Source organism: Streptomyces sp. B21-105 (assembly GCF_036898465.1).
Classification (GTDB): Bacteria; Actinomycetota; Actinomycetes; order Streptomycetales; family Streptomycetaceae; genus Streptomyces.
The window spans coordinates 4,943,806-4,955,685 of record NZ_JARUMJ010000001.1 but is presented as its reverse complement, the minus strand read 5'-3'; the positions used below and the strand labels follow the sequence as shown (position 1 = coordinate 4,955,685).

At 70.0% G+C, this 11,880-nt stretch carries 6 protein-coding genes and 2 pseudogenes; 1 reads left to right on the top strand and 7 read right to left on the bottom strand.

Going from position 1 to position 11,880, the window contains the following annotated elements; translation table 11 throughout:
* Positions 1-32: 32 nt before the first annotated feature.
* The 7 genes and pseudogenes from QA802_RS22385 to QA802_RS22355 all read right to left on the bottom strand — a co-directional run.
* Positions 33-1,010 (bottom strand): annotated as a pseudogene (locus tag QA802_RS22385) (helix-turn-helix transcriptional regulator); the annotation flags it as partial.
* A gap of 466 nt (positions 1,011-1,476) precedes the next feature.
* A complete protein-coding gene (locus QA802_RS22380; protein WP_334525584.1) occupies positions 1,477-2,586 on the bottom strand; it encodes a sugar ABC transporter substrate-binding protein in 1,110 nt (369 codons plus the stop codon).
* A gap of 974 nt (positions 2,587-3,560) precedes the next feature.
* Positions 3,561-4,016 carry a heat shock protein transcriptional repressor HspR gene (locus tag QA802_RS22375; RefSeq protein WP_319170875.1) on the bottom strand — a complete coding sequence of 152 codons (456 nt, stop codon included), beginning with the start codon at positions 4,014-4,016 and terminating at the stop codon, positions 3,561-3,563.
* A 5-nt stretch (positions 4,017-4,021) separates the two neighbouring features.
* Positions 4,022-5,197: a molecular chaperone DnaJ gene (gene dnaJ / locus QA802_RS22370; protein ID WP_319170874.1), complete on the bottom strand. Its 1,176-nt coding sequence runs from the start codon at positions 5,195-5,197 to the stop codon at positions 4,022-4,024.
* A 39-nt stretch (positions 5,198-5,236) separates the two neighbouring features.
* Entirely contained in the window at positions 5,237-5,893 is a 657-nt protein-coding gene (gene grpE / locus QA802_RS22365; protein WP_057577950.1) for a nucleotide exchange factor GrpE, read from the bottom strand.
* Positions 5,890-7,728 (bottom strand): molecular chaperone DnaK, encoded by a 1,839-nt coding sequence (gene dnaK / locus QA802_RS22360; RefSeq protein ID WP_319170873.1) that lies wholly within the window; start codon positions 7,726-7,728, stop codon positions 5,890-5,892. The genes grpE and dnaK overlap by 4 nt, the downstream gene beginning before the upstream one ends.
* A 407-nt stretch (positions 7,729-8,135) precedes the next feature.
* A pseudogene (locus tag QA802_RS22355) lies at positions 8,136-9,185 on the bottom strand (MraY family glycosyltransferase); the annotation flags it as partial.
* 207 nt (positions 9,186-9,392) lie between these two features.
* Here QA802_RS22355 and QA802_RS22350 point away from each other — a divergent pair.
* Positions 9,393-11,708, top strand: a complete 2,316-nt coding sequence (locus tag QA802_RS22350; protein ID WP_334525579.1) for a (Fe-S)-binding protein — start codon at positions 9,393-9,395, stop codon at positions 11,706-11,708.
* The last annotated feature ends 172 nt before the right edge of the window (positions 11,709-11,880 follow it).

Below are 11,880 nucleotides of genomic sequence, written 5' to 3'. Positions count from 1 at the left end.
CTCTCCCGCGGGCCCCTCGCGTCCTCTTCCGACGGACCGTCGAGGCCCACCTGGGCGATGCGCACGCCCAGTTGGGTCCGGCTCGCCGCGCCCAGCGTCTCCGAGAGGCGGGCGATGTGGGCCCGGCAGGTGCGGACGCTGATGCCGAGCCGCTCGGCGATCACCGCGTCCTGGTGGCCCTCCGCCAGCAGCGCGGCGATGGACTGCTCTCGGAGCGAGATGCCCTCGATCCGGGTGTCGGGAAGCGGAGCGGTCAGCGGGACGGCCAGCCGCCAGAGCCGTTCGAAGACCGTCACCAGGTAGGAGATCAGGGCCGGGTGGCGCAGCTCCAGGGCCATGGTGCGGTCGGTGTTGGCGGGGATGAAGGCGACCGTCCGGTCGAAGAGGATCAGCCGGTCGATGACCTCGTCCAGGGTGCGGGCCTCGACCGTGTCGCCCATCAGCTCCAGGTAGTTGAGCAGACCCTGGCCGTGCCGGGCGACGTGGTTGTAGAGGTCCCGCATGCGCACGCCACGGCCGCGCAACTCCAGGGCACGGTGCAGTCCCTCCGACAGCTCGTGTTCACGCCGGATGCCGCCGGGCTGCACGGTGAGCACCTCGGTCGTGCACGCCTCGGTCGCCGCGTCGAGGGCGGCCTGGATGCGGGAGTCGCCGTCCAGGACGCGGATCGCCGCGCCCTCGCCTGCGCCGGTGCCGCGCGCGGAACTGCCCAGACCGGCGTACCACTCGAAGGCGGCGACCGCCGAGCCCATCCGCCGTTGACCGGCGCTCACCTCGTCGTAGACCCCGCGCAGCAGACGGGTCATGACCTCCTGCGGGGAGGTCGGTACCAGCCAGTCCATGTCGTCGGGGTCGGGGTGCAGGAGGGCCAGCTCCAGGAGGCAGGGAACCGCCTCCGAGTCGGTACGCGCCACCCGACCGCGCCGTACGGCCCGGGAATACACGCGATCCCCGGCCTCGCACAGTCGGTCGGCGCCGTGTGGATGCTCCTTTGCCCCGTGCCTGGCCATCGCGCATCTCACCCCCGCCGTACGCCGCTTCCGGAGCGCAACTATGCGCGGCCCGGACCAGGTCCGCAACACGGCTCCTCCGGCCGAAGGCTGGAAAAACCACCCGTCTGTGCGATTTTCTCCCGGCCTCCTCCCCTCACGTTGCAACAAGCTGACGGTGGTGCAGGACGCCTGCGGCGGTGCATCGTTGATTCCGCTTCCCCTCGGGTGCGTCGCACACGGGGGAGGCAGAACCGACCCGGCCGGGCCACGGGGGAGTCCGGCCGGGCAGCCCGAGGGGGCATCACGGGGGCACCACGAGGGGGATACGAGGGATACGGGGGAACACGGACACCGGCCCGGCGCGGTAGGCGCGCCGAGCCGGTGGTCTTCTCTCCGAGGCCTTCGCGGAACTCCGCCTGCGAGGTCTTCGTGGAACTCCGGAGTCTTCGCGGGGTCCCGCGGGTCGCGGGCGTTGGCCGGTGCGTCAGGCCAGGTTGAGGGCCTGGCAGGCGGCCTTGTACTTGGCGGTGCAGATGTCGGAGACCTTGTAGATGCCGTCCGCGATGACGGTCTGCTTGATGTTCTTCTTCGTCAGCGCGACCACCGTGACCAGCTTGGCCGGAATCGCCTTGTCGGTCGGGCTGTCGACGGTGTCACGGGTGAGGGCCTCGAACTGGAGGTCACGGCCCTGGACCTTGGCGACGGCGGCCTCGGCGGCGGCCTCGGCCATGGCCGGGTAGGGCTTGTAGACGCTCATGAACTGTTCGCCGGTGATGATCCGCTGCACGGCCGGCAGTTCGGCGTCCTGACCGGTGATCGGGGGCAGGTCGCCGTCCTTGACGCCGGCCGCCTCCAGGGCCTTGATGATGCCGCCGGCCATGGCGTCGTTGGCGGAGTAGACGCCGGCGATGTCGTCCTTGCCGATCGCCGCGATCGCCTTCGTCATGTTCGCCTGGGCGACGTCGGGGCTCCACTTGTCGGTGTCGTACGACTTCGCGATCGTGACCCTGCCGTTGAGCTCGCTGAGCGCGCCCTCCTTGAACTGGGCGGCGTTCGGGTCGGCGGGCGAGCCGTTCACCATGACGATCTTGTCGGAGGTGTCGGCGTTGGCGATGGCCTCGACAAGGGTGCGCCCCTGCACCTCGCCGACGAGCTCGTTGTCGAAGGAGACGTACGCGTCGATCGGGCCCTCGGCGAGACGGTCATAGGCGATGACCGGAATATTCGCCTCCTTGGCCTTCTTCACCATGGGCGCGATCGCCTTCGCGTCGACGGCGTCCAGCAGAATGATGTCGACCTTGTCGTCGATCATCTTCTGCATCTGCCGGTCCTGGGTCTTCTCGTCCGAGGCGGCGTTGGCGTAGTCGGTCCTGCCCTGGTTGTCCGTGAGCGCGGCGACCTTCCTCTTGATGATCGGGTAGTCGAACTCCGCGTACCGGGTGTTCGTCTCCTCCGGCATCAGTACACCCACAGTGATCGCGTTGGTCCGCGTCGGTGTCGCGCTGCTGGTCTTCTCCGAGGCCCCCAGCATCCCGCACCCGGCGAGTGAGAGGGACATCGCGGAGGCGACACAAGCTATGGCGATACGACGCATTTCGGGTGCTCACTTCAGGTGCGTTCGGGGCGTTGCGGACCGGGGTGCGGCATTGGTGACCCGGGTATCTGTGCAGCCAACGCGGCGGCGGCCGCCGCCGTCAAGCAGAACCGCTTAACGAAGGAGCAACGTCACACTGCGCTCAGGACGTGAAGACACATGGAGACGAAGCGGAGGCCCTGAAAAGGTCTGACCGGACAAATCGGTCCAAGGCCGGGCTCAAGGAACGACCCGGCCGACACGGACCGCGGCGGGCCGGCGAGGGGCGGCGAAGGCCGGCGAGGGGAGCCGAGAACTCCCGAAGACGTCGGCAGCCCCTCGGCAGCCCCTCGGCAACCGGCTCGGCAACCGGCTCGGTCCTAGTCGGTCTTCTTCAGGACGACGCACCAGTCGTCGCTGCCGATGCTTCCCTGGCCGGTCTGCACCCTTCGCGGCGCGCCGCGGCCTCGCGAGGCTGCTGTTCAAGACGCGTCCGCCCACCGGCGCCGAACTGACCGTGCTCCAGCCGATCCGGGACGACGTCACGCGCCGCGCCGGCATCGACGGCGGCCAGCGCGGCCGCGAGGGCTTCCTCACCGTCTTCGGCGCCTCCGCGCTCCAGGACCGGCCGGTCATCGTCGTCGACCTGACGCAGACCCTGGTGTGCCGGGAGCTGTCCGTCGGCGACGGCACGGTCGCCTTTCCGGCACCGCACACCCCGCGCCACAGCACCCGTACCCCGCCGCGCCGCGCCTCAGCACTCTTATGCGCCCGCGGCCCACCCCGCAGCAACCGCAGCAACCGTCGCAGGGACAGCCGCAGTGGTAGCCGCAGCACCCCGGTGCCAGTGGCGGTGGCGGTGGCGGTGACTGGACCCAGGGCCCGCCCGGGAACTGGCACGGACAGCAGCCGGGACCTCACCGGTGACCCACCGGTGCACGAGATCGGGGCCCGGAGGAAACCTCCGGGCCCCGATCCGTGCCTCGCGGTGCGTCTCAGTCGGACTTCTGCTGCTGCCGCTTCGGCCGCCAGACCACCAGCGCGCTGGTCTGCTGCACCTCCTGGTACGGCACCAGGTCCCGCCGGTAGGAGGCGTGCACCGCGGCCTCCCGCTGCTGCATGGCCGCCGCCGCGCCGTCCAGCGCGGCCTCCAGTTCCGCGGCCCTGGCCTGGAGCGCGGCGACCTGGTTCTCCAGCTCAATGATCCGCTTGATGCCGGCCAGGTTGATGCCCTCGTCCTGCGACAACTGCTGGACGGTGCGCAGCAGTTCGATGTCACGGGCCGAGTAGCGGCGGCCCCGGCCGGCGGTGCGGTCGGGAGAGACCAGGCCAAGACGGTCGTACTGACGCAGCGTCTGCGGGTGCAGACCGGAGAGCTGGGCCGCCACCGAGATGACGTAGACCGGGGTCTCCTGAGTCAGTTCATACGGGTTACGCCGACGGCCGTCCATCACTCTCAAGCTCCCTTCGCGGCCTCGAACAGCTCCGCCCGCGGATCCTCGCCCGCGGTCGCCTCGCGATACGCCTCCAGTGCGTCACGAGCCTTCCCCGACAGGTCCTTCGGGACACTCACCTCGACGGTGACCAGCAGGTCGCCGCGGGTGCCGTCCTTACGGACCGCGCCCTTGCCGCGCGCCCGCATGGTGCGGCCGTTGGGCGTGCCGGGCGGGAGTTTCAGGGTCAGCGCCGGGCCGCCGAGCGTGGGCACCTTGACCTCGCCGCCGAGGGCCGCCTCGGTGAACGTCACCGGCACGGTCACCGTCAGGTTGTCGTCCTTGCGGCCGAACACCGGGTGGGCGCCGACGTGCACGACGACGTAGAGGTCGCCCGACGGACCGCCGCGCTCGCCCGGACCGCCCTTGCCCCGCAGGCGGATGCGCTGGCTGTCCGTGACCCCTGCGGGGATGCGGACCTGCATGGTCCGCGAGGACTTGGCGCGGCCGCTGCCCTTGCAGTCCAGGCAGGGGTGCTCGGCGATCAGGCCGCGGCCCTTGCAGTCGGGGCAGGGGTCGGTCAGCGAGAAGCCGCCGCCCGAACCCCGGGCCACCTGGCCGGTGCCGACGCAGGTCGGGCACACGCGCGGTGTGCCGTTCTTGTCGCCCGTACCCGAGCACGCCTTGCACGGGGCCTGTGAGGACATCCGCAGCGGGACGGTCGCGCCCTCGATCGCCTCCGTGAAGGTGAGCGTGACCTCGGTGTCGATGTCCTGACCGCGCCGGGGCTGGGTGCGGGTCGTGCCCGCACCGCCGCGGTTGAACAGGCCGCCGAACACGTCCCCGATGCCGCCGCCGAAGCCGCCCTGGGCGCCGCCGCCCTGAGCGCCGCCTCCGAAGAGGTCGCCCAGGTCGAAGTTGAAGGAGCCGCCCGCGCCCGGGCCCGGGCGGAAGCCGCCGTTGCCGAAGAGGGCGCGCGCCTCGTCGTACTCCTTGCGCTTCTTGGGGTCGCCGAGGACGTCGTTCGCCTCGGAGATCTCCTTGAAGCGCTCCTCCGCCTTGACGTTGCCCTTGTTGGCGTCCGGGTGGTACTCGCGGGCGAGTTTCCGGTACGCCTTCTTGATCTCGGCCTCGGTGGCGTCCTTGGGGACGCCGAGGACCTTGTAGAAGTCCTTCTCGATGAAGTCCTTGGTGCTCATCCTCGACGTCCCTCCTTCCGTCCGCTCATCCGATCAAGCTCAGCCCTCGTCCGGGCCACCGCTCTCCTTGTCGTCGCCCGCCTCCGCCTCGTCGCCCTTCGCCGCCTGCGCGCCGGGCTGCGGCTCGGCGACGGCCACCCGCGCGGGACGGATGGTGCGCTCGCCGATCCGATACCCCGGCTGCAGAATCGCCACGCACGTCGTCTCGGTGACGTCGGGCGCGTAACTGTGCATCAGGGCTTCGTGGATCGTCGGGTCGAAGGGCTCGCCTTCCTTGCCGAACTGCTGCAGGCCCATCTTCGCCGCGACGGTCTCCAGCGATTCGCCCACCGACTTGAAGCCGCCGACGAACTCACCGTGCTCCCGCGCGCGGCCGATGTCGTCGAGCACGGGCAGGAGCTCGGTCAGGAGGTTCGCGACGGCGATCTCCTTGACCGCGATCCGGTCGCGCTCGACCCGGCGGCGGTAGTTCTGGTACTCGGCCTGGAGGCGCTGGAGGTCGGCGGTGCGCTCGCCGAGGGCGGTGCGCACCTGGTCCAGCTGGGCCACGAGACCGGCTGTCTGGTTCGCGTCCCCGGCCGGGGCCGCCCCGTCCGCCGGAGCGGACGAGGAGGCGGCCTTCGGCTCGGCGTCTTCAGGGGTGGCGCCGGAGGGGACGTCGGGCTTCTCCTCGAAGCCCGGGGTCTCCTCCGTCACGCGGCACCGTCCTTGCGCTCGTCGTCCACGATCTCGGCGTCCACGACGTCGTCGTCGGCCTTCGGGGCGTCACCGTGCGGGGCGTCGGCGCCGGGCGCGGCCTGGGCGTCGGCGTACATGGCCTGGCCGACCTTCTGCGAGACCGCGGCGACCTTCTCGGTGGCCGTGCGGATCTCGGCGGTGTCCTCGCCCTTGAGCGCGGCCTTCAGCTCCTCGACGGCGGCCTCGACCTCGGTCTTGACCTCGCCGGGGACCTTGTCCTCGTTGTCCTTGAGGAACTTCTCCGTCTGGTAGACGAGCTGCTCGCCCTGGTTGCGGGCCTCGGCGGCCTCGCGGCGGCGGTGGTCCTCGTCCGCGTACTGCTCGGCCTCCTGGCGCATGCGGTCGACCTCGTCCTTCGGCAGCGAGGAGCCGCCGGTGACGGTCATCTTCTGCTCCTTGCCCGTGCCGAGGTCCTTCGCGGTCACGTGCATGATGCCGTTGGCGTCGATGTCGAAGGCGACCTCGATCTGCGGGACGCCGCGGGGCGCCGGCGGCAGACCGGTCAGCTCGAACATGCCGAGCTTCTTGTTGTAGGCCGCGATCTCGCGCTCACCCTGGTAGACCTGGATCTGCACCGACGGCTGGTTGTCCTCGGCCGTCGTGAAGATCTCCGAACGCTTCGTCGGGATCGTGGTGTTGCGCTCGATCAGCTTGGTCATGATGCCGCCCTTGGTCTCGATGCCGAGGGACAGCGGGGTGACGTCGAGGAGCAGGACGTCCTTGACCTCGCCCTTGAGGACACCGGCCTGGAGCGCGGCGCCGATGGCGACGACCTCGTCCGGGTTCACGCCCTTGTTGGCGTCCTGACCGCCGGTCAGCTCCTTGACGAGCTCGGCGACGGCGGGCATGCGGGTCGAACCGCCGACGAGAACGACGTGGTCGATCTCGGAGAGGTTGATGCCGGCGTCCTTGATGACGTTGTGGAACGGCGTCTTGCAGCGCTCCAGCAGGTCGGCCGTCAGCTGCTGGAACTGGGCGCGGGTGAGCTTCTCGTCCAGGTGCAGCGGGCCCTCGGCGGACGCCGTGATGTAGGGCAGGTTGATCGAGGTCTCGGTGGACGAGGACAGCTCGATCTTCGCCTTCTCGGCGGCCTCGCGCAGACGCTGCAGCGCCATCTTGTCCTTGGCGAGGTCCACGCCGTGGCCGGCCTTGAACTGCTGCACCAGGTAGTCGACGACCCTCTGGTCCCAGTCGTCGCCGCCGAGGTGGTTGTCACCGTTGGTGGCCTTCACCTCGACGACGCCGTCACCGATCTCCAGGAGGGACACGTCGAAGGTGCCGCCGCCGAGGTCGAAGACGAGGATCGTCTGGTCGTCCTTGTCGAGGCCGTACGCGAGCGCGGCCGCGGTGGGCTCGTTGACGATGCGCAGGACGTTGAGGCCGGCGATCTCGCCGGCTTCCTTCGTCGCCTGGCGCTCGGAGTCGTTGAAGTACGCCGGGACGGTGATGACCGCGTCGGCCACCTTCTCGCCCAGGTAGGCCTCCGCGTCGCGCTTGAGCTTCTGCAGGATGAAGGCGCTCATCTGCTGCGGGTTGAAGTTCTTCCCGTCCAGCTCGATGGTCCAGTCCGTGCCCATGTGGCGCTTCACGGAACGGATGGTCCGGTCCACGTTCGTGACCGCCTGCCGCTTCGCGACCTCACCCACGAGGACTTCACCGTTCTTCGCGAAGGCGACGACGGACGGCGTGGTCCTGGCACCCTCGGCGTTGGTGATGACGGTGGGCTCGCCGCCCTCCAGAACGCTGACGACGGAGTTGGTTGTGCCCAGGTCGATGCCGACCGCACGTGCCATGGTGATCTTCCTCCAGCTGACTTGAGTGGAACGGACTCAAGTGTGCACGAAGCTCACCGCGCGGTCAACAGACCTGAGTCGGGCCCGCTCAACTCTTATCCGTTCCTTACACGCAAGGATCCGTTGACCTGCGTCGACACCGCGCGCCCAGGCCGTCGTTCACCGGATTCCGGGTGATGCGCACCGCCCTCGGATTGACGCCGAGGCGCATACACGGGCGCCCGCCGCGCCTCCCGGGCCTCCCGGGCCTCCCGGGCCTCCCGGGCCTCCCGGGCCTCCCGGGCCTCCCGCACATCCCGGGATGCCTGAGCCTCCCGGGAAGCCTGAGCCTCCGGCGCCCGCCGGGCACGCCGGTCGGGCCCGCCGAGCCGGCGCCCACGCGCGCGGGGCGGCCCACCGGGAGGCCCGCCCGGCTGCCCGTACAGGCGTCCACGCGCGCGTGGCGGCCCGTAGACCTGGACCCGCGACAGCCCGAGCGCGACGACGAGTGCCCCGCCCACGACCCATGACACCGCCCGCACCTCGACCACCCCGGCGTGCACCAGCACCCCCACGAGCACCGCACCGAAGGCCGCGAGGCCGAGCAGGACGGCCGCCCCCTGTGCGGTGAGCCCGAGCCGGCGCAGCCGGTGGGCGAGATGGTCGGGCGCGCCGCGCAGCAGGGGCCGTCCGGCCAGCCGCCGCGACACCGTCACCAGCAGGACGTCCGCCGCGCCGACCGCGGTGAGCGCGAACAGCACCCCGGTGCCGACGAGCGGATCGTGCCCCGCGCGGGCGAAGACGGCGGCCGCGGCGAGCAGGAAGCCGGCGAAGAGCGAGCCGCAGGCCCCCAGGGCGACACGCGCGGGAGGCCAGTTGTGCATGAGGAAGCCGGTCAGCGCGGCGGCGAGCACGCTCAGCAGCACCACCAGTCCGCCCATGACCTCGACGGCGACACACGCGGCCACCCCGAAGGCGGTGAGCACGCCGACCGTCCCGGCGACGCCCTCGGCATGGTCGAGCGCCCGGAAGGCGAGGGCGACGAAGGTGATCCAGCCGACGCCCATGGCCGCGGAGACCACCCCGGCGACGGTCCAGGCGTCCCCGTGCATCCCTCCCATCTCCCCGTACGTCTCCCCGTACGGCACCACGAAGGCCGCCGCGACGGCCGTGCCGACGGCCAGGAAGCGCGTCTTGAGCCGGCACACGTCCGCGACCAGCCCGAGCGCGGCGACGGCGCCGCCCGCGACGAGCAGCACCCCGACGCCGTCCCCGAGCGGGGCGACGCCCGTCCGGTCGCCGACGACGGCGACGGCACAGGTGGCGAGTACGACGGCGGCGCCCCCGGACAGGGGCACCCGCCGCTGTCGCTGCCGTCGGTCGATCAGACCGAGGCGCAGGGCGGGCACGCGCAGCAGCGCGGCGAGGACGGCGGCGAGGAACAGGGCGGCGGTGGCGGCAGCGATCCCGTAGAGCACGGATATAAATTAGTCATAAATGTACCAATTTGGTACGAATAACACGGCCGGATTGTCCCCTGATTCCGAGGGAACCCTGAGCGACTCAGATCACTCCGCTCCCCGCTACAGTGCGACGCAGAATAAGGGGTACTCTCAGACGGACTGCATAAGTTACCGCTTAGTAATCTCGATCGAAGTCCCCTCGCAGGCCCGAGGAGCCCCCAAATGCAACTCGCCGCGATCATCGTGTCGCTGGTCCTGACCGTGGTCGGCGTCGCGCTGCTCGCACGCGCCATCGGTCAGTTCGTCCGGTACTTCAAACTGGGCCAGCCGCTCCCGGCCGGCGCCCGGACCGACAACCCCTACGCGCGCAGCGTGACCCTGGTACGGGAGTTCCTCGGCCACACGCGTATGAACCGCTGGGGCATCGTCGGCTTCGCCCACTGGTTCGTCGCCATCGGCTTCCTCACCCTGCCGCCGACCCTGGCGCAGGCCTTCGGCCAGCTCTTCCAGGCCGACTGGACGCTGCCGGTCGTCGGCGACTGGCTGCCGCTGGAGATGTACACCGAGTTCATCGGTGTGATGACGATCCTCGGCATCGTCGTACTCATCGCGATCCGGCTGTCGAACCTGCCCTCGCGCCCCGGCCGCAAGTCCCGCTTCGCGGGCTCCAAGGCGGGCCAGGCGTACTTCGTCGAGTACGTCATCCTCACCATCGGCCTCGCGATCTACACGCTGCGCGGCCTCGAGGGCGCCCTCCACCACGTGGACCACTACGAGGCCGGGTACTTCGCCTCGTACCCCCTGGTGCTGGCCTTCAAGGGGCTGAGCGTCCCCACCCTCCAGACGCTGGTCTACTTCACCGCGATGGTGAAGATCGGCACCTCGTTCATCTGGATGATCGTGGTCTCGCTCAACACCAACATGGGCGTTGCCTGGCACCGCTTCCTGGCGTTCCCGAACATCTGGTTCAAGCGCGAGGCGACCGGCGGGACGGCGCTGGGCGCGTTGCAGCCGATGACGTCCGGCGGCAAGCCGATCGACTTCACCGACCCCGGCGACGACGACGTCTTCGGCGTCTCCCAGGTCGAGCAGTTCTCCTGGAAGGGCCTGCTGGACTTCTCCACCTGCACCGAGTGCGGACGCTGCCAGTCGCAGTGCCCCGCCTGGAACACCGGCAAGCCGCTCTCCCCCAAGCTCCTCATCATGTCCCTGCGCGACCACGCGCACGCCAAGGCCCCGTACCTGCTGGCCGGCGGCGGCAAGGACATGGAGGGCAACGAGAAGGCCTCCGAGGAGCAGCTCAAGGACGTCCCCGCGGCCGCTCTCGCCGAGGCCGAGCGTCCCCTCATCGGCGCCGCCCAAGCGGTATCCGACAGCGGCTTCGCCGCGGGCGGCGTCATCGACCCCGACGTCCTGTGGTCCTGCACCACCTGCGGCGCGTGCGTCGAGCAGTGCCCCGTCGACATCGAGCACGTCGACCACATCGTCGACATGCGCCGCTACCAGGTGATGATCGAGTCCGCGTTCCCGTCCGAGGCGGGCACGATGCTCAAGAACCTGGAGAAGAAGGGCAACCCCTGGGGCCTGGCCAAGAAGCAGCGCCTCGAGTGGCTCAAGGAAGTCGACTTCGAGGTGCCGGTCGTCGGCAAGGACATCGAGGACCTCACCGAGGTCGAGTACCTGTACTGGGTCGGCTGCGCCGGCGCCCTCGAGGACCGCGCCAAGAAGACGACGAAAGCCTTCGCCGAGCTGCTGCACATCGCGGGCGTCAAGTTCGCGATCATGGGCGGCGACGAGAAGTGCACCGGTGACTCCGCCCGCCGCCTCGGCAACGAGCCCCTGTTCCAGGAGCTCGGCATGGAGAACGTCATGGCGCTGAACATGGCGTTCGGCGAGGAGACGGACGACGAGGGCAACGTGACGCCCGAGTCGAAGAAGCCCAGGTCGGCGAAGAAGATCGTCGCCACCTGCCCGCACTGCCTCAACACCATCGGCAACGAGTACCCGCAGCTCGGCGGCGACTACGAGGTCATCCACCACACCCAGCTGCTCCAGCACCTGGTGGACGAGGGCAAGCTGATCCCGGTGACCCCGGTCGAGGGCATCATCACCTACCACGACCCCTGCTACCTGGGCCGGCACAACAAGATCTACACGCCGCCGCGCGAGATCATCGCCAACGTCCCGGGCCTGCGCAACGAGGAGATGCACCGCCACAAGGAGCGCGGCTTCTGCTGCGGCGCGGGCGGCGCGCGGATGTGGATGGAGGAGCGGATCGGCAAGCGCATCAACAACGAGCGCGTCGACGAAGCCCTCTCCCTCAACCCCGACATCGTCTCCACCGCCTGCCCGTTCTGCCTCGTCATGCTGACCGACTCGGTCAACGGCAAGAAGAACGAGGGCAAGGCCAAGGAGTCCATCCAGGTCGTGGACGTCTCCCAGCTCCTCCTGGAGTCGGTCAAGACACCGGTCGACGACGAGCCCCCGGCCGGCGAGACGGAAACCGAGAGCGAGCCGGAGCCCCAGCCGGTGAAGTGACCGCGTAGCCCGGACGCCGTACCGACGCCCCCGTGTCCCCGGACACGGGGGCGTCGCCGTTCCCCTCCCCTCCACCCGCACCTCGCACCCCACACCCCTTCGCCACCCCGTGACACCCCTGAAGAACCCCCCGATCCAGCCCCGTTACTCCCCTTAGGGGATGTCACAGCTC

Coding starts and splice junctions, on each gene's coding strand:
- dnaJ (WP_319170874.1), bottom strand. CDS start 5,197: ATGAGCACCAAGGACTTCATCGAGAAGGACTTCTACAAGGTCCTCGGC.
- QA802_RS22350 (WP_334525579.1), top strand. CDS start 9,393: ATGCAACTCGCCGCGATCATCGTGTCGCTGGTCCTGACCGTGGTCGGC.
- QA802_RS22375 (WP_319170875.1), bottom strand. CDS start 4,016: ATGGACGGCCGTCGGCGTAACCCGTATGAACTGACTCAGGAGACCCCG.
- dnaK (WP_319170873.1), bottom strand. CDS start 7,728: ATGGCACGTGCGGTCGGCATCGACCTGGGCACAACCAACTCCGTCGTC.
- QA802_RS22380 (WP_334525584.1), bottom strand. CDS start 2,586: ATGCGTCGTATCGCCATAGCTTGTGTCGCCTCCGCGATGTCCCTCTCA.